The 21,615-nt window shown below is 73.6% G+C and carries 17 protein-coding genes; 12 read left to right on the top strand and 5 right to left on the bottom strand.

Going from position 1 to position 21,615, the window contains the following annotated elements:
- Positions 1–52 precede the first annotated feature (52 nt).
- Together ACIP5M_RS22830 and ACIP5M_RS22825 are read left to right on the top strand one after the other, a co-directional pair.
- On the top strand, positions 53–688 hold the full coding sequence (locus ACIP5M_RS22830; RefSeq protein ID WP_401199786.1) for a TetR/AcrR family transcriptional regulator: 636 nt from the start codon (positions 53–55) through the stop codon (positions 686–688).
- Between the two features lie 123 nt (positions 689–811).
- Positions 812–1,396 carry a 1,4-alpha-glucan branching protein gene (locus tag ACIP5M_RS22825; protein WP_401199784.1) on the top strand — a complete coding sequence of 195 codons (585 nt, stop codon included), beginning with the start codon at positions 812–814 and terminating at the stop codon, positions 1,394–1,396.
- Between the two features lie 7 nt (positions 1,397–1,403).
- Here the strand turns inward: ACIP5M_RS22825 and ACIP5M_RS22820 are convergent, their stop codons facing one another.
- Complete coding sequence (locus ACIP5M_RS22820; RefSeq protein WP_401199782.1) at positions 1,404–4,391, bottom strand: bifunctional [glutamine synthetase] adenylyltransferase/[glutamine synthetase]-adenylyl-L-tyrosine phosphorylase; 2,988 nt, start codon at positions 4,389–4,391, stop codon at positions 1,404–1,406.
- Between the two features lie 599 nt (positions 4,392–4,990).
- Here ACIP5M_RS22820 and ACIP5M_RS22815 point away from each other — a divergent pair.
- The 3 genes from ACIP5M_RS22815 (at position 4,991) to ACIP5M_RS22805 (ending at position 11,028) form a co-directional block, all read left to right on the top strand.
- On the top strand, positions 4,991–7,768 hold the full coding sequence (locus ACIP5M_RS22815) for a PIG-L family deacetylase (protein WP_401199780.1): 2,778 nt from the start codon (positions 4,991–4,993) through the stop codon (positions 7,766–7,768).
- A gap of 265 nt (positions 7,769–8,033) precedes the next feature.
- The gene (locus tag ACIP5M_RS22810) at positions 8,034–10,085 is read left to right on the top strand and encodes a PIG-L family deacetylase (RefSeq protein ID WP_401199778.1); all 2,052 of its coding nucleotides are present in this window, start codon (positions 8,034–8,036) and stop codon (positions 10,083–10,085) included.
- A 91-nt stretch (positions 10,086–10,176) separates the two neighbouring features.
- A complete protein-coding gene (locus ACIP5M_RS22805; protein WP_401199776.1) occupies positions 10,177–11,028 on the top strand; it encodes an MBL fold metallo-hydrolase in 852 nt (283 codons plus the stop codon).
- Between the two features lie 284 nt (positions 11,029–11,312).
- Here the strand turns inward: ACIP5M_RS22805 and ACIP5M_RS22800 are convergent, their stop codons facing one another.
- Together ACIP5M_RS22800 and ACIP5M_RS22795 are read right to left on the bottom strand one after the other, a co-directional pair.
- On the bottom strand, positions 11,313–11,783 hold the full coding sequence (locus ACIP5M_RS22800; RefSeq protein WP_401199775.1) for a hypothetical protein: 471 nt from the start codon (positions 11,781–11,783) through the stop codon (positions 11,313–11,315).
- Positions 11,784–11,944: 161 nt separating this feature from the next.
- Positions 11,945–13,306 carry a glutamine synthetase family protein gene (locus ACIP5M_RS22795; RefSeq protein ID WP_189963779.1) on the bottom strand — a complete coding sequence of 454 codons (1,362 nt, stop codon included), beginning with the start codon at positions 13,304–13,306 and terminating at the stop codon, positions 11,945–11,947.
- Positions 13,307–13,480: 174 nt separating this feature from the next.
- Here ACIP5M_RS22795 and ACIP5M_RS22790 point away from each other — a divergent pair, with 174 nt between their 5' ends.
- The 4 genes from ACIP5M_RS22790 (at position 13,481) to ACIP5M_RS22775 (ending at position 15,882) form a co-directional block, all read left to right on the top strand.
- Positions 13,481–13,861, top strand: a complete 381-nt coding sequence (locus ACIP5M_RS22790) for a hypothetical protein (protein ID WP_401199774.1) — start codon at positions 13,481–13,483, stop codon at positions 13,859–13,861.
- 62 nt (positions 13,862–13,923) lie between these two features.
- Positions 13,924–14,601, top strand: a complete 678-nt coding sequence (locus ACIP5M_RS22785) for a DUF3105 domain-containing protein (RefSeq protein ID WP_401199772.1) — start codon at positions 13,924–13,926, stop codon at positions 14,599–14,601.
- Positions 14,598–15,302: a DUF305 domain-containing protein gene (locus tag ACIP5M_RS22780; RefSeq protein ID WP_401199770.1), complete on the top strand. Its 705-nt coding sequence runs from the start codon at positions 14,598–14,600 to the stop codon at positions 15,300–15,302. The genes ACIP5M_RS22785 and ACIP5M_RS22780 overlap by 4 nt, the downstream gene beginning before the upstream one ends.
- Before the next feature lie 160 nt (positions 15,303–15,462).
- Positions 15,463–15,882, top strand: a complete 420-nt coding sequence (locus ACIP5M_RS22775) for a CBS domain-containing protein (protein WP_401199768.1) — start codon at positions 15,463–15,465, stop codon at positions 15,880–15,882.
- Here the strand turns inward: ACIP5M_RS22775 and ACIP5M_RS22770 are convergent.
- Positions 15,867–16,796: an alpha/beta fold hydrolase gene (locus ACIP5M_RS22770; RefSeq protein ID WP_401199767.1), complete on the bottom strand. Its 930-nt coding sequence runs from the start codon at positions 16,794–16,796 to the stop codon at positions 15,867–15,869. The genes ACIP5M_RS22775 and ACIP5M_RS22770 overlap by 16 nt on opposite strands.
- Positions 16,793–17,494 carry a DUF998 domain-containing protein gene (locus ACIP5M_RS22765; protein ID WP_401199765.1) on the bottom strand — a complete coding sequence of 234 codons (702 nt, stop codon included), beginning with the start codon at positions 17,492–17,494 and terminating at the stop codon, positions 16,793–16,795. Before ACIP5M_RS22765 ends, ACIP5M_RS22770 begins: the two co-directional genes overlap by 4 nt.
- Before the next feature lie 71 nt (positions 17,495–17,565).
- Between ACIP5M_RS22765 and ACIP5M_RS22760 the strand changes: the two genes are divergently transcribed.
- The 3 genes from ACIP5M_RS22760 to ACIP5M_RS22750 all read left to right on the top strand — a co-directional run bounded on the left by ACIP5M_RS22760 (position 17,566) and on the right by ACIP5M_RS22750 (position 21,562).
- Entirely contained in the window at positions 17,566–17,916 is a 351-nt protein-coding gene (locus ACIP5M_RS22760) for a hypothetical protein (protein WP_401199763.1), read from the top strand.
- A 162-nt stretch (positions 17,917–18,078) separates the two neighbouring features.
- Positions 18,079–19,737: a multicopper oxidase family protein gene (locus ACIP5M_RS22755; RefSeq protein WP_401199761.1), complete on the top strand. Its 1,659-nt coding sequence runs from the start codon at positions 18,079–18,081 to the stop codon at positions 19,735–19,737.
- Positions 19,738–19,807: 70 nt separating this feature from the next.
- A complete protein-coding gene (locus ACIP5M_RS22750) occupies positions 19,808–21,562 on the top strand; it encodes an NAD+ synthase (protein WP_401199759.1) in 1,755 nt (584 codons plus the stop codon).
- Positions 21,563–21,615 lie beyond the last annotated feature (53 nt).

The following is a 21,615-nucleotide window of genomic DNA, read 5'->3' as shown; positions in this document are numbered from 1 at the left end:
ATGTAGCCTCCGGTTTTGGGATACGGGAAGACCTGACGGCGGGAGAAGACCGATGGCACGGCCGCGCACCCCCCTCCTCGACCGGGAGCGGATCGCCACGACCGCCCTGCAACTGGTCGCGGAGCAAGGCGAGTTCAGCGTGCCGCAGATCGCCCGGGCGCTCGGTGTGCAGACCGGGTCGGTGTACCACCACGTGGACGGCCGGGCGGGCGTGGTGGAGCTGATACGCGAGCTCGTGTGCGACCGGATCACCGATGGGGCCTGGGCCCTGGAGCCCTGGGACCGGGCCCTGGAGGAGTGGGCGCGCTCCTACCGGGCCGCCTTCGCCGTCTACCCGCGGGCCATCCCGCTGCTGATGACCACACCGGTCCGGGCCCCGAAGGTGCTCGCGCACTACGAGCGCGCCGTCGGGCTGCTGCTGGCGGCGGGTTTCGCGGGCGACCGGGTGATGCCCCTGCTGACGGCGCTGGAGAACCTGGTGCTCGGCTCGGCACTCGATCTGGCCGCACCCGAGACCATGTGGGAGCCGTCCCCGGACACCCCCCTGCTCTCGCGCGCCCTGGCGGCGGTGGGCACGGGCCGCGCGGACGCGGCCTTCGAGGTGGGACTGGCGGCCTTCCTGGCCCACGCGCGGGCCCTGCGGGGCGAGGGCGAACCGGAGGATCTCCCGGCGCAGGCGCGCAAGTAGGGCCCCGGGCCGGGCATTTACGCCTCCGCGGGCGTGCGTTCCGACCCTGATCCACCGGCACCCTCTAAACTACCCAGCCGACCGTTTCCCTTATCCGCACGCGCGCCCAGGAGTTGTCCCGGCATGGCCGTCATCCACCGCACCACCATGACCCCCGGCAAGCTGGAGCTCCTGGCGGCCTGGCTGCCGGCGCAGCCCTGGTACGCCGGTCTCCCCGGCCGGGCCCCGGAGTTGGCGAAGGCGGGCGGCTTCCGGCTCGACGACCCCGAGGGCGAGGTCGGCATGGAGTTCATGGTGGTCACCGACACCTCCGGCGACAGCCCGGTCACCTACCACGTGCCCCTGACCTACCGCGGCGCCCCGCTGGAGGGCGCCGAGCAGGCCCTCGTCGGCACGTCGGAGCACGGCGTCCTGGGGCGGCGCTGGGTGTACGACGGCACCCACGACCCGGTCCTGATGGCACAGCTCCGCGCGCTGCTGCGGGGCGAGGCGGTGCCGCAGAACCAGAGCGAGAGCGGCACGCCCGACCCCACGGTCACCGTCGAGGCGGCCGGCCTGCCCCTGGACGCCGAACCCGCCGTGACGGTGACCCGCGTCCTGCACCCGGAAGCCCCCGGGGGCCCGGGCGCGCCCGCTCGCGTCACGGCCGGCTGGCACACCCCGGACGGCGGGTCCGCCCGCGGCACCTTCGTCACCGTGCAGGCGTGATCGCGGCCTACGCCCCGTAGAAGAGCTCCTCGACCACCGCGCGGGCGCGGCGGGTGATGCGGCGGTAGTCGTCGAGCATCTCCCCCACCGTGCCCTCGGCGTAGCCCAGGTAGCGGGCCACCGCCGCCAGGTCGCGGGCCTCGGAGGGGAAGGTGTCGCCGGCGCGGCCGCGGACCAGCATCACGGCGTTGCGGACCCTGGTGGCCAGGACCCAGGCCTCGTCCAGGATCTGCGCCTCCTCGGTCGGGATGAGCCCGGCCGCGTGGGCGGCGTACAGGGCGCGGCGGGTGCGGGTGGTGCGCAGGCCCGGTTCGGCCCAGGCGTGCCGCATCTGGATGAGCTGGACGGTCCATTCGACGTCACTGAGGCCGCCGCGGCCGAGTTTGGTGTGGAGGGTGGGGTCGGCGCCGCGCGGCAGGCGTTCGGACTCCATGCGGGCCTTGAGGCGGCGGATCTCGCGGACGGCGTCCTCGGTCAGGCCCTCCATGGGGTAGCGCAACGGGTCGATGAGGTCGATGAAGCGGCCGCCCAGGTCCGTGTCCCCGGCGACCTGTTCGGCGCGCAGCAGGGCCTGGCTCTCCCAGGTCAGGGACCAGCGCCGGTAGTAGGCGGCGTAGGAGGCCAGGGTGCGGACGAGCGGGCCCGAGCGGCCTTCGGGGCGCAGGTCGGCGTCGATGAGCAAGGGCGGGTCGGCGGTGGGGATCTGGAGCAGTCGGCGCATCTCGGCGATGACGGTCTGGGCGGCCTTGGCGGCCTCCTGTTCGTCGACGCCCTCGCGGGGCTCGTGGACGAACAGGACGTCGGCGTCGGAGCCGTAGCCCAGCTCGTGGCCGCCGAAGCGGCCGACGCCGATGACGGCGAAGCGGGTGGGCAGCATGTCGCCGTAGTGGCTCTGGACGGCGGCGCGCAGGGCTCCGGCTATGGTGGCGGCGGCGAGGTCGGAGACGGCTCCGCCGACCCGGTCGACGAGGGCTCCCTGGTCTTCTTCGGCGGGGCTGTCCTCCGTACCGTACGAGCCGATGATGTCGGCGGCGGTGGTGCGGAAGAGCTCGCGGCGGCGGACCCCGCGGGCCGCGGCGACGGCGGCTTCCGCGTTCTCGGCGCGGCCGACGGCGGCGAGGACCTCCTGCTCCAGGGCCTCGTGGCTACGGGGCTGCAGGCCTTCGGGGTCGCCGAGCAGGGCCACGGCTTCGGGGGCGCGCATGAGGAGGTCGGGGGCGAGGCGTCCGGCGGACAGGACGCGGGCGAGGTTTTCGGCGGCGGCGCCCTCGTCGCGGAGCAGCCGCAGGTACCAGGGGGTCTTGCCGAGGGATTCGGAGACCTTGCGGAAGTTGAGCAGGCCGGCGTCCGGGTCGGCGGAGTCCGCGAACCAGCCGAGGAGGACGGGCAGCAGGGTGCGCTGGATGGCTGCGGCGCGGGTGACGCCGGAGGCGAGGGCTTCGAGGTGGCGCAGGGCGGCGGCCGGATCGGCGTAGCCGAGGGCTTCGAGGCGCTGGCCGGCGGCGCGCGGGGAGAGCCGGGTCTCGCCGGGGGCGAGCTGGGCGACGGCGTCGAGCAGCGGGCGGTAGAAGAGCTTCTCGTGGAGGCGGCGGACCACGGAGGCGTGCCGGCGCCAGGCCTTGTTGAGTTCGGCGACGGGTTCGGTGCGCAGGCCGAGCGAGCGGCCGAGGCGGCGGAGGTCGTTCTCGTCCTCGGGGACGAGGTGGGTGCGGCGCAGCCGGTAGAGCTGGATGCGGTGCTCCATGGCGCGCAGGAAGCGGTACGCGTCGTGGAGCTGGGCGGCGTCGGCACGGCCGACGTAGCCGCCGGCGGCGAGGGCGTGCAGGGCGTCGAGGGTGGTGCCGGAGTGCAGGGTGGCGTCGCTGCGGCCGTGGACGAGCTGCAGCAGCTGGACGGCGAACTCGACGTCGCGCAGGCCGCCGGGGCCGAGTTTGAGCTCGCGGTCGACCTGGGCGGCGGGGATGTTGTCGACGACGCGGCGGCGCATCTTCTGGACGTCGGCGACGAAGTTCTCGCGCTCGGCGGCCTGCCAGACCAGGGGGCTTATGGCGTTGATGTACTGGGCGCCGAGTTCGGGGTCGCCGGCGACGGCACGGGCCTTGAGGAGGGCCTGGAACTCCCAGGTCTTGGCCCAGCGTTGGTAGTAGGCGAGGTGGGAGGAGAGGGTGCGGACGAGGGGGCCGTTGCGGCCCTCGGGGCGGAGGTTGGCGTCGACGGGCCAGATGGTGCCTTCGACGGTGGTCTCGGAGCAGATCCGCATGAGGTGGGAGGCGAGGCGGGTGGCGGCCTGGATGCCCTTGCCCTCGTCGGTGCCGGGGGCCGCCTCGCCGACGAAGATGACGTCGACGTCGGAGACGTAGTTCAGCTCGTTGCCGCCGCACTTGCCCATCGCGATGACGGCGAGGCGGCAGGCGGCCGCGTCGGCGGGAGCCGCGGCCGAGGCGATGCGCAGGGCTGCGCGGAGGGTGGCGGTGGCGAGGTCGGCGAGTTCGGCGGCGGTCTCGGCGACGTCTATGGTGCCGCAGACGTCGCGGGCGGCGATGGACAGCAGGCAGCGGCGGTAGGAGACGCGGAGCTGGACCGGGTCGTGGGCGTCGGCGAGTCCGCGCTCGAAGTCGGGGAGGCCGGGGTGGAGGTCGGCGGCCTCGTAGGTGACGAGGGCCTGCCAGTCGAGGGGGTGGCGGGCGAGGTGGTCGCCGAGGGCCTCGGAGGCGCCGAGCACGCCGAGCAGGCGGTCGCGCAGGGGCTTGGCGCTGACGAGGGTGGCGAGGAGTCCGGGCAGTTCGTCGGGTGGCTGCGCTTCGGCGAGCCGGACGAGTCCGCGCAGGGCGAGGTCGGGGTCGGCGGTCGCCCCGAGGGCGTCGAGGAGCACCGGATCGGCGCGTACGGCGGCCAGCGCGTCGGCGTCGAGCAGCCCGGCGGCGGCGGAGGGGTCGGTGAAACCGCTGCGCAGCAGCCGGATGAAGGTGCTGCTCCTGCGTCCCGGGACCGTCATCCCGCCGCCTCCCGCGGTTGTCGCTGCCTCTGCCCTGGCGTGCTGGGAGTGAGCCTAGCCGGAGCAGGCGTTCGACTCACCGCCGCGTATCATGCGGAGGCTTATCGGATTATCCGAAGACTTATGGCTCCATGGGGCCCGCACCCCGCCGACCGGCCGCAAGGACCCCCATGCCCGACTCCCGCCCCGACCGCCCCACGGCGGGGCAGAGCGCATGGCCCGGCCCCCCGGCGCCGGTCCCGGCGGCGGGGCACGGATGGTCCGGGCCCACGATGCCCCCGGCCCCGGAACACGGTTGGTCCGGGCCCGCGATGCACCAGGCCCCACCGGCGGCAGAACACGCGTGGTCCGGCCCCGCGACGCACCAGGCCCCACCGGCGGCAGAACACGCGTGGTCCGGCCCCGCGACGCACGAGGCCCCACCGGCAGCGGAACACGCGTGGTCCGGGCCCACGGTGCCCCCGGCCCCGGCGGCTGAACACCCGTGGCACGGACCCACCACGCACCAGGCCCCACCGGCGACGGGACTCCCGTGGCCCGGATCCAGCACCCACCAGACCCCGGCGGCGGCGCCGGAACACGCGTGGTCCGGCCCCGCGATGCACCAGGCCTCACCGGCAGCGGAACACGCATGGCCCGGCCCCGCCACGCACCAGCCCGCACCGGCAGCGGGGCACCCGCAGGGCGCGGCGCCCTTCGGTGCCTGGCACGCCGCCGCGGATCATCACCAGGTCCCGCCGGCAGCGGGACACCCGGAGACCACCGCTGCCCACGCCATCCGGCATGCCGCCGCGGGCGCCGCGTACGGCCCGCAGCCGTGGCAGCCCGTCGCCGCGGGAGCCGCCGCCCCGTACCCCCAGACGCCCCCGGCCGACGGTGGCGGGCACGCCGCCACCGGCCCCGGACCGGGCCCGCAGCCGTGGCAGCCGGCGGTGCACGCTCAGTCGGTACACGCCGCCGGGCGCGCCGGGCAGCCCTACGCGCCCGCCGCCACCCCGGCCGGTGCCGGATACCCGGGCCCGGACGCGCGCGCCCCGCGCTCGGCGACCCCGCCGGACGGGGACGGGGAGGCGGTGCGGCCCGGCCGGGGCCCGCAGCGCACGGCACCCGCCGGTTCCCCGCAGGGCCGGCGGGCCGCTCGGCGCGCCGAGGAGGCCGCCGCCGGCACCCGCCGCGCGGGCGACACCGGCACCGGGCGCCCGGCCGCAGCGGCACGGGGAGGACGGGGAGGACGGGGAGGACAGGGGTCCGGGTCCCCCGGGGACGGCCGAACGGGCGGCGCCGCGCGCCCCCACGGCCCGTGGAAGCGGCTCGTCAAGGCGGTGGCCCTCTGTGCCGCGGCCGCCGCCACCGCCATGCTCGTCCTGCGCGGCAACGACGCCCTCGACCGCCTCGCCGCGCCCGCTCCCCCCGACGCCAAGGCCACCGCCCCCGCGGTCCGGGCCGACGCGCCCGACCCCGGACGCGTGCTCCAGATCGTCGCCCACCCGGACGACGACCTCTACTTCATGAATCCGGACCTGCGCTATTCCATAGCCGCCGGCCACCCCGTGACCTCCGTCTACCTCACCTCCGGCGAAGCCGACGGCATCAACGCCGCCGAGGGCAAGCAGGGTTCGGCCAAGCCCGACAAGCCCGGCTACGCCGAGGCCCGCCAGAACGGCATACGCGCCGCCTACGCCAAGATGGCCACCGGTGACCGCAGCAGCGCCTGGAAGCGCACCGTCGTCCCGACCAGGGGCGGCGGCCAGGCCGAAGTCGACGTCCTCCAGGCCAAGCCGCAGGTGAACCTCGTCTGGCTGCAGATGCGCGAGGCCGGCACCGTCCACGATCCCGCCCCCGACAGCCTCCACGGCCTCTGGGACGGCAAGGCGACCCGCCTGGAGTCGGTGCTCGCCTCCGGAACCCCCGTCAAGCAGAGGTTCACGTACACGAAGGACCAGGTCGTCCAGACCCTGGTCGGCGTCCTGGAGCAGTACAAGCCGACCACCATCCGCTCCCAGGACCCGACCCCCGGCCGGTTCCCCGACACCCGGCGGTACACCGACCACCAGGACCACCTCTACGGCGCCCGTTTCGTTCAACTGGCCACCGCCGCCTACGCGAAGGACGTCAAGGACCGCCCCCACTTCGCGGTGCAGAACTACCTCGGCTACGTCAACGGCTCGCTGCCCAGCGCCCTGGACCCGGACGAGGCCAGGGAGAAGCTGGACATCCTGGGCACCTACGCCTGGCTCGACCGGCAGAACCACTGCGGCAGCAACGCCGGCTGCGGCGACCTCAAGGTGTCCGGCAACCCGGCGGGCAACCGGTGGACTGAGTCCATCAACTACGCCCGCGGAGCGGGCACTTCCTGGCTGACCTCCGACAAGGAGCACGGCCTGTGGGCCTTCAAGGTCCTCGACGGCCAGCTCGCCGTCTGGCACCGGACCGGCCTCATCGGCCGCTGGAGCGGTCCCACCCTGCTGCCCGGCACCGGCATGGACCAGGGCATGTCCACCGTCACCCTGACGGACGGCCGGATCGCCGTCTTCGGCACCCGCACCTCCTTCGGCGCGAAGCCGGCCGACTACAAGCGCGAGGTCGTCTACGCGGTCCAACAGCGCCCGGGTGCCGAGGAGTTCGGCGAGTGGCAGTCGCTGGGCACCCCCGAGGCGGCGGACGAGAACTGGACCTCCGACATCAGCGCGCCCGCCGTCTCGGTCGACGGCACCGGCCGCCCGGCGGCGTACGTCCGCGACGGCTCCGACACCCTGCGCGGCCGCGTGCAGCAGGCGGACGGCAGCTGGGGTCCGTGGGAGAAGTACGGCGGCACCGACCTGCACGGCACCCCGGCCACCGCCACCGACGGAGCCGGCCGGCGGATGGTCTTCTCCTCGACCTCCAAGACGGTGGTGGGCTGGGTGCAGCCCAGACCGGGCGCCCCCCTGGGCCCGGCCACCGCGACCGGGCTGCCGGACACCACGCTCCCGCTCACGGCGGAGGGCCGCGAGGGCGGGGTCCGGCTGTGGTTCCGCAAGCCCGGCTCCGGCAACGTCCGCACCGCCCTCGTCACGGGCGACGGCGGGCTGAAGGTGAACCACCTCACCGACCTCGGCGGCCTCCAGGGCTTCGGCGCGGTGACGGCGAGCGGACACGTACTGGCCGGCCGCACGGCGGGCGGCCAACTGGGCTCGGAACTCGGATCGGGCCGGCCCTGGGAGCGGTCGCCGCTGATGTTCGTCGGAGCGCCGTCCTCGACGATGACCGGGAAGAACATGGTCGGTCTGGCGGTGCTGGGGCTCGACGCGCGGCTGTACGTGACCTCCTCGGCGGACGCCCCGGACGCGTACCTGGCGCCGTGGCAGCCGGTGGGTCCGCGCAACACCGCCCCGTAACGGTGCACAGCACCACACACGAAGCATTCCACGCCCAACGCCCCGTACCAGACAACCGGTAGCCGCACGGGGCGGACGAACAGCCTCCACATCCAGGTCACATATCCGGACCAAAAACTCCACAGGGTGCAATCACGTCCGGCCTTTTCCGGAAACCGGCAGTCATCGGCGAAATGGGTGAACCAAATTGCCGGTATCGGCCTCTCTCTGACTGCTCAGCAGTTTTCCCGACCGGAACGACCGAACGACCTCCGAGGCGTGACCGATGCCCATGACCCGCCGCCGCTTCGCGGCGCTCGCAGCCGTGCTGGCCGCCGGTACCACCGGCGTGTTCGCCGTGGCCTCCGGCCAGCAGACGCCGGCCCGGGCCACCCAGGACAAGGCCCCGGCGGCCGCGCTCCCGGCGAGCGCCACGGCCGGATCGGTCGTCCAGGTCGTCGCCCACCCCGACGACGACCTGTTCTTCATGAACCCCGACCTCAGCCGCTCGCTGCAGGCCGGAATCCCGGTCACCACCGTCTACCTCACCTCCGGCGAAGCCGACGGCCGCAACGGGGCCAAGGGCGGCGCCGCCACGGACCCCGAGCAGCCCGTCGACCACGCCCACTACGCCGAGGCCCGGCAGAACGGCATACGTTCCGCCTACGCGCAGATGGCCCTCGGGGACCGGACCGGTGTGTGGCGCCGTACGGTCATACCGACCACCGGCGGCGGCCAGGCCGAGCTGGACGTCCTCGTCGACAAGCCGGAGATCAACCTCGTGTGGCTGCAGATGCGCGAGGCCCGCTCCACCGGCGGGGACGCGCCGGAGAGCCTGCGCGGCCTGTGGAACGGGCGGATACCCGCGCTGCCCTCCCAGCTGGCCTCCGGCACCCCGGTCAAGCGGACGTACACGTACACCAAGGACCAGCTGATACAGGCGATGGCCGGAATTCTGGAGCGGTACCGGCCCACGACGATACGGATGCAGGACCCGACTCCGGGCCGGTACGAATCCGGCCGGTACACCGACCACCAGGACCACATGTACGGGGCGCGCTTCGTACAGGCCGCCACCGCCGCCTACGCGGAACGCGTCACGAACCGCCCGCACTTCTCCGTCCAGAACTACCTCGGCTACCACAACGGCGACCTCCCGCACACGCTGGACCCGCAGACGGCCGAGACGAAGACCGGCTACCTGCGGACCTACGCCTGGCACGACCACGAGAACTACTGCGGCTCCCCCTCGGGCTGCGGCGACCGCAAGGTCGCGGGCAATCCGACCGGGCGCAACTGGGCCCAGTCCCTGCGCTACAGCCGCGCCGACCACACCTCCTGGCTGGCGGAGGGCACGCCCGGCCGCCTCTGGGCCGTCGCCGCGCTGGACGGGCAGGGCGCGTACTGGACGCGGAGCCCCGGCGGCGACTGGGCCGGACCGGCCCTCCTCCCGGGCACCGGCATCGACCCGGGCCCGACCACCACCCGCCTCCCCGACGGCCGGATCGGGATCCTCGCCACCCGCACCGTCCTGGGCTCCGGGCCCGCCGACTACCGCCGCGAGGTCGTGTACGCCGTCCAGTCCGCGCCCGACGGCCCCTTCGGGCCGTGGCAGTCGCTCGGCACACCCGAGCGGGGCGACGAGGAGGGCACCTCGGCGATCAGCGCGCCCTCGGCGGGCGTGGACGCCGAGGGCCGCCTCACCGTCTACCTCCGCGACGCCCGCCGCACCCTGCGCGCCTGCGCCCAGCAGCCGCACGGCGGCTTCTCCTCCTGGCAGCAGCTGGGCGGCGACGACCTCCAGGGCGATCCGGTGACGGCGGTGGATTCCGCCGGCCGCCGCCACGTCTACGCCACCACCAGCGACTCGGTCCTGGCCTGGACCCAGGCCACCCCGGGCGGCCCGCTGCTGGGACCGTCGCCCACGGGGCTGCCCGCCACCACGGTCCCCCTGTCGGCGGCCCCGGACGGCGCGGGCGTCCGCCTGTACTTCCGCCGCCCCGATTCGGGGGTCGTCCGTACCGCCCTGGTCACGGCCACCCCGGGCAGGCCGCAGGTCTCCAGCGTCGCGGAGGCGGGCGGCCGGGCCGGCTACGGCGCGGTCGGCGTCGCGGGCCGCGTCATCGCCGGTCGCGCGGACACCGGCACGGTCGGCACGACCTCCCTCGGCGGCCCCCCTGCGTGGTCCGAGTCCCGCATGCTCTACGCGGGCGCCCCCGGAGCCGTCCTCGAACTCTCCGGCACCACGACGGCCGTCCTCGGCCTCGACGCCGCCCTCCACATCACCACGACCCCCCGCCCCCCGACGGCCCCCACCTGGCACCGCGCGGTGCGCTGACGCTGGTGTTCCGCATTTGACGACGGCCCGCAAGGGGCATGGACTGGATTCACGGGCGCGCCGGCCAGACTCCGTCCTAGGGAGAACGGCGATGACAACCAGCGAATCCTTCACCCTCCTCGAGCCGTACCGGATCGCCGAGGAGACGTTCGTCATCCCCTGGGCCCTGGAGGCCCCTCCGGTCGGCCATTTCCCGATGAACTCGATGGTGATCCGGGGGGCCGAACCGGTACTCGTGGACACCGGGGCGCCGGCGGTGCGGGCCCAGTGGCTGGAGGCCGCGTGGTCCGTGGTGGATCCCCTGGACGTCCGGTGGGTCTTCCTCACCCACGACGACCGTGACCACGCGGGCAACCTTTTGGCGGTGCTCGCCGCGTGCCCCAACGCGACCCTGCTGACCACGTGGTTCTCCATCGGGCGCATGGCCGAGGAGTGGGAGACGCCCATCAACCGGTGCCGCTTCGTGACCGACGGCGACACCGTGGACGCGGGCGACCGGACCCTGGTCGCCAAGCGGCCGCCCCTGTACGACAACCCGACGACCCGGTCCCTGTTCGACCCGAAGACGAAGGTCCTGTGGTCGGTGGACACGTTCGCGACGAACGTGCCCGCGCCCATGCCCTACGTCGCAGACCTGTCCGACGACGAATTCCGGGACGGTCAGTTCTTCGGCGGCCGCCTGGTCTCGCCCTGGTCCGCGCTGCTGGACGGCAAGAAGTTCGGGGCGGTGGTGGACGACATCCAGCGGCTCGGCGCCGAGGTCATCGCCGGCTGCCACTGCCCGGTGCTGCGCGGCCCCCGGACCGCGGAGGCGTTCGACCTCCTCCACCAGCTCCCCGGCATCCCGCCGTGGCAGGAGTTCACGCAGGCCGACCTCGACAACTGGATGGCACTGGCGGAGAGCTCGGTCCCCCCGGAACAACCCCGCCCGTCGGCCACGTGACACCCCGGCCCACCCCCTGACGGCCCGGGGGGCCGACGACGTGACGCCGCCGACCCCGGGATCCCCGTCCGGAACGGGCCTGCCTGCCGACTACAGCACCGGCTGCGACAAGTCCCGCGGGCAGGACTCGGCGCCCTGGTCCACGTTTCACCGCCTACCCCGGGCATGAAGACTCGGGGCACGGCAACCGCTAGGGGCGGGCTTCGCTGAGCATCGGAGAATCCGGTCGAGGAGCGGCGGACATCCGGGCCGCTCACGGCACTGCCGAATCCCTCCCCGGGGTTTCAACTCAGCTGCTCGCGCACGAGATCAAGGAATGCCTGTCGGCTCGGACGGATGTGCGCCCAGACCTTCTCATCCTGTGGCTCTCCCGGGTCTTCGGGGCCCTTCCTGATCACGTCCTGTACTGCCCACGCGAGGCTATGTGCCGCTTCGCTGACCTCAGACGTGCACAGCACGTGGATCGTCTTCTGCATCACCCACACCCTGTCAAGGACCTGCCTTGCCCGGTCCTGCCACTGCTCGTCAGTCAGGTTGTGGTGATACCGATCCACCGCGACTCGTTCAGCTTCCTGCACCGCAGACAGAAATTCGATGAGGTGAGTGAGACGCTCGTTGCGGCGCGCCTCGGCAAGTTCACGAACACTGCGGCGCTCCTCGCCGCGTTCCAAGGCGCGTCCTGCCGAGCGCTGGGCCAGCATCGACATCAACCCGCCGAGCAGGACGCCGATGAGCGGCGCAAGCGTTGTCCACACAACGTCCGATTATGACACCGATGGCATGAGCATGGCGCGGGGTTGATTCTGCGGCGGACGGCCCACAGACGGCCCAGGGCGAATGAGACGACTCAGGGCCAGCGGCTGAGTGCCGCTGGCCCTGAGTGTGGTTCTGACCCGAAAGGCCGCCTGACCTGCGGTTACAGCACCGGGAGGTTCTTGCGGAGTTCGAAGGCCGTGACCTCCGAGCGGTATTCCTCCCACTCCTGCTTCTTGTTGCGCAGGAAGAAGTCGAAGACGTGTTCGCCGAGGGTTTCGGCCACCAGTTCGCTGCGTTCCATCAGGGCGATGGCCTCGCCGAGGTTCTGCGGGAGGGGTTCGATGCCCATCGCCCGGCGTTCGGCGTCGGAGAGGGCCCAGACGTCGTCGTCGGCGCCGGCCGGGAGTTCGTAGCCCTCCTCGATGCCCTTGAGGCCCGCCGCCAGGAGGACGGCGTACGTCAGGTAGGGGTTGGCGCCCGAGTCGATCGAGCGGACCTCGACGCGGGAGGAGCCCGTCTTGCCCGGCTTGTACATCGGGACGCGGATCAGGGCCGAGCGGTTGTTGTGGCCCCAGCAGATGTACGAGGGGGCCTCGCCGCCCGCGCCGGCGCTGCGGGAGGAGCCGCCCCAGATGCGCTTGTAGGAGTTGACCCACTGGTTGGTGACCGCGGCGGTTTCGGCGGCGTGCTTGAGGAGGCCCGCGATGAAGGAGCGGCCGACCTTGGAGAGTTGGTACTCGGCGCCCGACTCGTAGAAGGCGTTGCGGTCGCCCTCGAAGAGGGAGAGGTGGGTGTGCATGCCCGAGCCGGGGTACTCGGAGAAGGGCTTCGGCATGAAGGTGGCCTGGACGCCCTGTTCCAGGGCGACCTGCTTCATCACCAGGCGGAAGGTCATGATGTTGTCGGCCGTGGAGAGCGCGTCGGCGTAGCGGAGGTCGATCTCCTGCTGGCCGGGGGCGCCCTCGTGGTGGCTGAACTCGACCGAGATGCCCATCGATTCGAGCATCGTGATCGCCTGGCGGCGGAAGTCCATGCCCACGTTCTGCGGAGTGTGGTCGAAATAGCCGGAGTTGTCCGCCGGGACCGGGCGGGTGCCGTCCAGCGGCTTGTCCTTCAGCAGGAAGAACTCGATCTCCGGGTGGGTGTAGAAGGTGAAGCCCAGGTCGGAGGTCTTGGCCAGGATGCGCTTGAGGACGTAGCGCGGGTCCGCGAAGGACGGGGAGCCGTCCGGCATCAGGATGTCGCAGAACATCCGGGCGGTCCCGGGGGCCTCGGCGCGCCACGGCAGTATCTGGAAGGTGCTCGGGTCCGGCTTGGCGATCATGTCGGACTCGTAGACCCGCGCGAAGCCCTCGATCGCGGAGCCGTCGAAGCCGATGCCCTCGTCGAAGGCCTGCTCCAGCTCCGCGGGGGCGACCGCGACGGACTTGAGGAAGCCCAGTACGTCGGTGAACCACAGGCGCACGAAGCGGATGTCGCGCTCCTCAAGCGTCCGGAGGACGAATTCCTGCTGCTTGTCCATGCCTTCATCCTCGCAGTTCAGACGGCCTGTGCACCACCGCCCCCGGGGGGTTCGGACACAGTCGGGCCGGCCCAGTATCGCCAGTGGTGGTTTCCGCCACATTACGCACCCGCCAAAGGTCGCGGCACCCCCGCACTGACCGCGGAGCCGTCATGAGCATTACCATCTGCGCCCATGGGGGGCCGGGAGGACACACAGCGGGGGCGTCGTGTACGTCCCGGACTGCTGCGCGCCGTCCTGCTGACGGCCTTCGGGCTGCTCGCCGGGTTGCTCCTGCTGTGCGCGCGGCCCGGTGAGCCGCACGCCCCGCCCCCGACGGCCTCGCAGGTCCGCGAGCCGGCGCACGCCGTCTGCGTGTCCCCGTACGACCTGCCCGGCTGCTCCTCCCTCGCGCACTCCATTCCGGGCGTCCTGCCCGTGCCGCCGCCCCCCGTGACCGTGGCGGGCGGCGATCCGCTGCCCGCCGCCGCGACCGGCGGGGCCGGCCGGGTCCGGCCGCCGGAGCCGCTCGCGCGCGCCCCCGGCCTGCATGCCCTCCAGGTGCTGCGGACCTGACGGGTCCGGTCTCCGTTCCACCACCCCCCCTCATCGGCTTTCAGCAGAAGGAACCAGGGCACATGGCCAGCAGGACCTCGGACAACCACTCCCGCCAGCAGCGCATAGCCGAGATGCGCCGGGCCGACAAGGCGCGGGACCGGCGCAACACGGCCATCGCGATCACGGTCTCGTCGGCCGTCGTCGTCGGCCTGGTCGGCTTCGGCGCGTGGGTGCTGATCGACCAGAAGCAGACCGAGCAGCGCAAGCTCGCCGCCATCGAGAAGGCCCGCAACACCCCCGTCGACGGCGTGCGGGAGTGGGACGCGAAGAAGCTGGGCCGCACCCACGTCGAGACCCCGGTGACGTACGAGATGAACCCGCCGGTCGGCGGCGACCACCACCCCCGCTGGATGAACTGCAACGGCGACGTCTACGCGAGCCCGGTGCCGGAGGTGAACGCCGTGCACTCGCTGGAGCACGGCGCGGTCTGGGTGACCTACAACGAGAAGGCCCCCAAGGACGACGTGGACAAGCTCGCCGCCACGGTGGGCAAGACCCCGTACTCGCTGATGAGTCCGGTCAAGGAGCAGGCCGGCGCGATCATGCTCAGCGCCTGGGGCAAGCAGCTGACGGTGGAGAAGGCGGACGACCCCCGCGTGGCGCAGTTCTTCACCAAGTACGTGCAGGGCCCGCAGACCCCGGAGCCGGGCGCGGCCTGCACCAACGGACTGGGCGCCAACGGGCTGGGCGCCAAGTGAGCCGTACGCCCCGCACGTACTGGGTCGCGGGTACGGCCGTCCTGCTGGCGCTGCTGTTCGCGGCGGCCGCCACGGTCGCCGCCGCGAGCGGGGATTCCGGTACGGAGCCCCGTACGCCCGGTCTCCACTCGGCGGACGCGGGCTTCGCCCGCGACATGGCGGTGCACCACCAGCAGGCGGTGGAGATGTCCTTCATCGTCCGCGACCGCACGCAGGACGAGGCGGTCCGCAGCCTCGCCTACGACATCGCCAACACGCAGGCCAACCAGCGGGGCATGCTGCTCGGCTGGCTGGACCTGTGGGGGCTGCCCAAGGTGGTGGCCGGTGAGCCGCCGATGTCGTGGATGGGCAGCGAGGGGGAGCACGCGGGCCACTCCGGGCACGCCGGTCACTCCGGGCCCACCGGTCACCCGGAGCACGCCGACCCCGGCGCGAAGCCCGGCGCGCTCATGCCCGGCATGGCCGGCAAGGAGGAGCTGGCGCAGCTGGGCGCCGCCTCCGGCCGGGACGCGGAGGTGCTCTACCTCCAGCTGATGACCGACCACCACCAGGGCGGCGTCGCGATGGCCGAGGGCTGCGCCCGGCTGTGCGGGACCCCGGTCGAGCGGGAGCTGGCGCAGGGCATGGTCGACGCGCAGCGCTCGGAGCTCACCCTGATGGCGGACATGCTGAAGCAGCGCGGAGCTGCGCCGCGCGGGTGACGGGACACGCCCGTACGGTGGTGGGAGGCGCCCTCTCACCCGTACGGGCGTGTGTTTCGCCGTGCGGGGCCGCACGGCGGGCCGAACGGCACCGTCGCGGCGGGCGCCGAGCCGGGCGCGTCCGCGTCCGGCGCGAACGGCGCGTTCAGGAGGTTAAGCGATGACCACCGCCGCAGAGATCATGCACGCCGGGGCCCAGTGGATCCCCGCCACCGAGACGCTGGACCGGGCCGCCGAGCTGATGGCCCGACTGAACGTGGGCGCGCTGCCCGTCAGCGACGCCGACGAACGGCTGTGCGGCATCATCACGGACCGCGACATCGTGGTGGGCTGCATAGCCAAGGGCCAGGACCCGGCGAAGATGACGTGCGGTGACATGTGCCAGGGCACCCCGCGCTGGATCGACGCCGAAGCGGACGTGTCCGAGGTGCTGCAGGAGATGGAGAGCCACCAGATCAAGCGCCTGCCGGTGATCAGGAACAAGAAGCTGGTGGGCATGATCAGCGAGGCCGACCTGGCGCAGCACCTGTCGGAGGAGCAGATCGCGGAATTCGTCGAGAAGGTCTACGCGAGGCGCTGACCCCGACGCGGCTCCCCCGCTGTGAGGACCGCCCGGGCCACCTGGTCCGGGCGGTCCAGCATGACCAGGTGCCCGGCGGGCTCGGCGACCTCGAAGCGGGCGCCGAGCCGGTCGGCGAGCTCCGCCTGCCGGGCGAGCCAGCGCAGGGCGCCGCGCCCCGAGCTGCCGTCGTGGCCCGCGAGGACGGTGGCGGGTGCGGTCAGCGGGTGCGCCGCGCGCAGCGCCAGGACCTCGGCGGCCATGTCCGGGTAGCGGGAGTTCTCCAGCAGGGCGCCGCGCCAGACGCGGCCGGTGCGGTAGCAGCGGCGTACGAGGTCCCGTGCGGCCGGGTCGCCGCCGCCGGTGCGCGAGGCCCGTACGGCCCGGCGGCGGGCCGCGGGGCCCAGCGCGGCGGGCAGTCCCGCGGCGGTCACGGCCCGGCCGAGGAGACCGGCGGCGGCGGTGCGCAGCGCGGCGGGTACGGCCGTACGGGGGCGCTCCTCGACACTGCCGTCGAGCAGGACCAGGGCGGCGGTGCGCTCCGGGTGGAGGCGGGCGAAGGCCTCGGCGTGGAAGCCGGCGATGGAGTGCCCGACGACGGTGACGGGGCCGGACGGCAGCGGCCGCTCCGGGCCCGCCGACGACCCCCCGGCGCCCAGCGCGTCCAGCAGTCCGGCGATGCGCCGCGCCTCCCCCGCCGCCGTCGGCGGTTCGGCGGCCGGGCCGCTGAGGCCGTGTCCGGGGCGGTCGAAGCGGACGACGGTGCGGCCCGCGGCGACGAGCGGCGCCACCACCGGATCCCAGTCGAACCAGGCCATGGCGAGCCCGGCGCTCAGCACGACCACGGGCCCCCGCCCCTCGACGACCACGTGCAGCGGGACCGCGCCCCCGCCCCCGTCCACCAGGACGAAGCGCCCGGCACCGGCCCCGGTCACGTACGGCGCTCCTCGTGCACGGAGTACGCGAGCAGCCCCAGCCAGAGCGCCACGAGCAGCACCTGGAGCCGCTGCCCGGCCCCCAACGCCCACGTCCCGCGCCCGGCCGTGAACAGCGCGATGGCGGTCAGGGTCCAGACGGTCGCGAGCAGCTCCAGGACGACGAGCGCGGGGCCGTAGCGGGCGAGCGGGGCGAACCAGCCGTAGCGGCGGGCCGCGACGGTGAGGGCCACGAGCGCGACGAGGGCGCCGGTCATCGCGAGGCTGCTGCTGACGGCATGGGCCTGATGGGTGGCGGGAACCAGTCCGGCCGTCTCCCGGGCGGCGCATTCGGGGTCCGCGGTGGGCGTGCAGCTGAGCGGCAGCCAGGCATCGGCGGCGGTGGCCGCGCCGAAGAGGGTGACCCCGGCCCACCCGGCGACCGCCCAGGGGCGGCGGGATTCGGCGTACCGCACCAGCCGGAGCAGGGCCAGCAGGCCGCCGGCGAAGGCGAGCAGCCCGGCGGTGAAATCGGTGGCCCGGAACAGGCCGCCGAGCGGCCGGTCCTGGGCGGCGAGCTCGCTGACGTACGTCTCGATGGGGTTGAGGCCCGTGGAGAGGACCACTTCGAGCACCCACGCGGTGTAGGCGGCGGCGCCGAGACCGAGGAGCGTCGCGACGGGCCACGCGGTACGCGGAGACAGGCCATGGGGGGACATAGTGTGACTAATCCTAAGCAGACCGGGGTCGGTCCATCGATCGGATACCCACCCCGGGTAGGGTTCCGATCATGACGCGCAGTGACCAGCGAGCCGCCCCGCGGGCCCGGCTGCTCCTGCCGCTCCTGCTGCTCCTGCTGCTCGCCGCACTGCTGCCGGGCTTCGCCACCCTGCACCCCGGGGGTCGTCCGGCTGAGTCCCACGCCCTGGTAGACGTGGTCACGGCCCACCCCGTTGCCTCCGCCCCGGCACCGGCCGCCGAGGGAGCCGGTCCGGCCGCCGGGCTCGCCGTGCTCGGGGAGTCCGGCCTGCCGGCTCTCGCCGCCGGACCCACCGGCTCCCGCGCTGCCGCGCCGCTCGGGGGCGCGGCCCGCGCTCCGGGCCGGTCCGGCGCGGGCCGGTCGACCGTCCTGCGGATATAGGACCGGCCCCGAGGGGTCTCGCCGATCGGGCCGGCTCCCGGCGGATCCGATGCGGTCGGCGAGACACCTCCGGGGCGCCGTGCCCCCGTCCGCCCCCGGGCGGCGCCGCAGCGCGCCCACCTGCCCGTACCCCTCCCCCCCACAGCCCCGAGGTGCTCCCCCATGCCCGCTCTGCCCGCCCGAACCCCGTCCCGCCCGCCCGCCCGACTCCTCTCCCGCCGCTCCGTGCTCGGCGCGTCCGCATCCGCTGCCGCCGCCGTCGCCGGTGCGGCGCTGCTCACCGCCTGCGGCGGCTCCGCCGCCTCGCGCTCCGGGGCTTCCCACGATTCCGGCCGGGGGCACGGGCCCATGGACCACGGCGGCTCCGCCGCCGATGTCCCCGGCTACGTCGACCCCGCCGGCCCCGAGGTCAAGGCCGCCGAGGCCGCCCGCAAGGCCACCGGCCCGCTCACCGAGGTCAAGCTCACCGCCACCGCCACCACGCTCGACCTCGGCGGCGGGCACTCCGTCCGCTCCTGGGCGTACGGGGACGCGCTGCCGGGCCAGGAGGTCCGGGTCACCGCGGGCGGCACCCTCGCCCTCACCCTCGCCAACAACCTCCCCGAGGCCACCTCCCTGCACTGGCACGGCCTCGCGCTGCGCAACGACATGGACGGGGTCCCGGGCCTGACCCAGCGGAACATCGCCCCCGGCGGCTCGTTCGCGTACCGGTTCGCCGTCACGCAGCCGGGGACGTACTGGTTCCACCCGCACACCGGGGTCCAGCAGGACCGCGGGCTGTACGCGCCGCTCATCGTCGAGGACCCGAAGGAGCCCCTCTCGTACGACAAGGAGTGGGTGGTGGTCCTGGACGACTGGATCGACGGGGTCGACGGAACCACCCCGGACGCGGTCCTCGCCGAGCTCCGCAAGGGCGCGAACCCGGGGAGCCACGCCCACGGCCGGGCACCCAGCCCCACCCCCACGGCCACGGGCGCCGCCCGCAAGCCCCCGCGCCTCCTCGTGGGCGCCGACAGCGACGTCCTCGGCAACGAGGCGGGGGACGTCGCCTACCCGTACTACCTGGTCAACGGCCGGGTGGCCCAGGACCCGTCCGTCTTCACGGCGAGCCCCGGCGACCGGATCCGGCTGCGCATCATCAACGCCGGCGCGGACACGGCCTTCCGGATCGCCCTGGGCGGCCACGAGCTGACGGTCACCCATACGGACGGCTACCCGGTGGAGCACGCGAAGACGGGCTCCCTGCTGCTGGGCATGGGCGAGCGCTACGACGTGCTGGTCACCGCGAAGGACGGGGTGTTCCCGCTCACCGCCCTCGCCGAGGGCAAGGGGCAGTCGGCCCTCGCGGTGCTGCGCACCGGGGCGGGGACGGCCCCGACCCCCGCCACCCGGCCGGCCGAGCTGGACGGGCCGCCGCTCATGGCGGACTCGCTGAGGCCCGCGGAGTCGGCCGCGCTGGCCCCGCGCGAGCCGGACCGCACGGTGCAGCTGCGGCTGACCGGCTCCATGGCCCGGTACAACTGGGCCTTCAACGGCGCGCCGTACACGCCCGACCAGCGGCACCCGGTGAAGGCGGGCGAACGGGTCCGGCTGGAGTTCGCCAACGCCACGCCGATGTGGCACCCGGTCCACCTGCACGGCCACACCTTCGCCCTGGGCGGGGAGACGGGCGGGGCCCGCAAGGACACCGCCGTCCTGCTGCCGGGCAGGCGGCTCGCGGTGGACTTCGACGCGGACAACCCGGGGCTGTGGATGACCCACTGCCACAACGTCTACCACTCGGAATCCGGGATGATGACCGTCCTCGGCTACCAGCTCTAGGGCCTGCGGCGGGACCGGAAAGAGGCCGGGCCCAGGACATCGCGTCAGAAAGACGATTACACTGGGCCGCGTGCCTCAACTACGCCTCGCACTGAATCAGATCGACTCGCGCGTCGGCGACATCAGCGCCAACGCCGACTCGGTCGTCCACTGGACCCGGCACTCCGCCGAGCAGGGCGCCCACCTGGTGGCCTTCCCGGAGATGATGCTGACCGGGTACCCCGTCGAGGACCTCGCCCTGCGCGAGTCCTTCGTCGAGGCCTCCCGCACGGCGCTGCGCGGGCTCGCGGCGCGCCTCGCGGCCGAAGGCCTCGGCGAGCTGCCGGTCGTCGTCGGCTACCTCGACCGGACCGAGAAGGCCAGGCCCCGGCTCGGCCGCCCGGCCGGCTCCCCGGAGAACGCGGCCGCCGTGCTCCACCGCGGCGAGGTCGTGCTGCGCTTCGCCAAGCACCACCTCCCCAACTACGGGGTGTTCGACGAGTTCCGGTACTTCGTGCCGGGCAACACCCAGCCGGTGATCCGGGTGCACGGCGTCGACGTGGCCCTGGCCATCTGCGAGGACCTCTGGCAGGAGGGCGGCCGGGTGCCCGCCACCCGCTCCGCCGGGGCCGGGCTGCTGATCTCGATCAACGCCTCCCCGTACGAGCGCAACAAGGACGACGTACGCCTCGAACTGGTGCGCAAGCGCGCCCAGGAGGCCGGCTGCACCCTCGCCTACCTGGCCATGATCGGCGGCCAGGACGAGCTGGTCTTCGACGGGGACTCGATCGTCGTCGACGGCGGCGGCGAGGTCATCGCCCGGGCCCCGCAGTTCTCCGAGGGCTGCGTCCTGGTCGACCTCGACCTGCCGGCGGCCCGCCCCGACGCCCCCGAGGGCGTCGTCGACGACGGACTGCGCATCGACCGCGTCGTCCTGTCCGAGGAGCCGGTGGAACCGTACGAGCCGGTCGTGCCGGGCGGGTACGCCGACCGCCTGGAGGACGACGAGGAGATCTACGACGCGCTGGTCGTGGGCCTGCGCGCGTACGTCAGGAAGAACGGATTCCGCTCCGTCCTGATCGGGCTCTCCGGAGGCATCGACTCCGCGCTCGTCGCCGCCATCGCCTGCGACGCCGTCGGCGCGCAGAACGTATACGGCATCTCGATGCCCTCGAAGTACTCCTCGGAGCACTCCAGGGGCGACGCGGCCGATCTGGCCGAGCGGACCGGCCTGAACTTCCGGACCGTGGCGATCGAGCCGATGTTCGACGCGTACATGGGCGCGCTGGGCCTGACCGGCCTGGCCGAGGAGAACCTCCAGTCCCGGCTGCGCGGCACCCTGCTGATGGCCGTCTCGAACCAGGAGGGCCACATCGTGCTGGCCCCGGGCAACAAGTCCGAGCTGGCCGTGGGCTACTCCACCCTGTACGGCGACTCGGTCGGCGCGTACGGCCCGATCAAGGACGTCTACAAGACGGACGTCTTCCGCCTGGCCCACTACCGCAACCGGGCGGCCGCCGAGCGCGGCGAGACGCCGCCCATCCCGGAAAACTCCATCGTGAAGCCGCCGAGCGCCGAACTGCGCCCCGGCCAGGTGGACACGGACTCGCTGCCGGACTACCCGGTGCTGGACGCGATCCTGTCCCTGTACGTGGACCGCGACCGGGGCATCGAGGAGATCGTCGCGGCCGGCTTCGACCGCGAGCTCGTCGCCAAGACCCTGCGGATGGTGGACACGGCCGAGTACAAGCGCCGCCAGTACCCGCCGGGCACGAAGATCTCCGCGAAGGGCTTCGGGAAGGACCGCCGGCTGCCGATCACGAACGGCTGGCGCGAGCAGTCCTGAGGTGTCCGGCCCGGGCACGGGCCGGACAGGGGAGGGCCCCCGCCGCATCAGCG

The sequence above is a fragment of the Streptomyces sp. NPDC088762 genome (assembly GCF_044750905.1).
GTDB lineage: Bacteria > Actinomycetota > Actinomycetes > Streptomycetales > Streptomycetaceae > Streptomyces.
This window is presented reverse-complemented; position numbering and strand designations above follow the sequence as displayed.

What these genes read in the sequence shown, in the direction of transcription:
- ACIP5M_RS22830 (WP_401199786.1), top strand. Translation starts at nt 53, where the DNA reads ATGGCACGGCCGCGCACCCCCCTCCTCGACCGGGAGCGGATCGCCACG.
- ACIP5M_RS22825 (WP_401199784.1), top strand. Translation starts at nt 812, where the DNA reads ATGGCCGTCATCCACCGCACCACCATGACCCCCGGCAAGCTGGAGCTC.
- ACIP5M_RS22820 (WP_401199782.1), bottom strand. Translation starts at nt 4,391, where the DNA reads ATGACGGTCCCGGGACGCAGGAGCAGCACCTTCATCCGGCTGCTGCGC.
- ACIP5M_RS22815 (WP_401199780.1), top strand. Translation starts at nt 4,991, where the DNA reads ATGCACCAGGCCTCACCGGCAGCGGAACACGCATGGCCCGGCCCCGCC.
- ACIP5M_RS22810 (WP_401199778.1), top strand. Translation starts at nt 8,034, where the DNA reads ATGCCCATGACCCGCCGCCGCTTCGCGGCGCTCGCAGCCGTGCTGGCC.
- ACIP5M_RS22805 (WP_401199776.1), top strand. Translation starts at nt 10,177, where the DNA reads ATGACAACCAGCGAATCCTTCACCCTCCTCGAGCCGTACCGGATCGCC.
- ACIP5M_RS22795 (WP_189963779.1), bottom strand. Translation starts at nt 13,306, where the DNA reads ATGGACAAGCAGCAGGAATTCGTCCTCCGGACGCTTGAGGAGCGCGAC.
- ACIP5M_RS22790 (WP_401199774.1), top strand. Translation starts at nt 13,481, where the DNA reads ATGGGGGGCCGGGAGGACACACAGCGGGGGCGTCGTGTACGTCCCGGA.
- ACIP5M_RS22785 (WP_401199772.1), top strand. Translation starts at nt 13,924, where the DNA reads ATGGCCAGCAGGACCTCGGACAACCACTCCCGCCAGCAGCGCATAGCC.
- ACIP5M_RS22775 (WP_401199768.1), top strand. Translation starts at nt 15,463, where the DNA reads ATGACCACCGCCGCAGAGATCATGCACGCCGGGGCCCAGTGGATCCCC.
- ACIP5M_RS22765 (WP_401199765.1), bottom strand. Translation starts at nt 17,494, where the DNA reads ATGTCCCCCCATGGCCTGTCTCCGCGTACCGCGTGGCCCGTCGCGACG.
- ACIP5M_RS22760 (WP_401199763.1), top strand. Translation starts at nt 17,566, where the DNA reads ATGACGCGCAGTGACCAGCGAGCCGCCCCGCGGGCCCGGCTGCTCCTG.
- ACIP5M_RS22755 (WP_401199761.1), top strand. Translation starts at nt 18,079, where the DNA reads ATGCCCGCTCTGCCCGCCCGAACCCCGTCCCGCCCGCCCGCCCGACTC.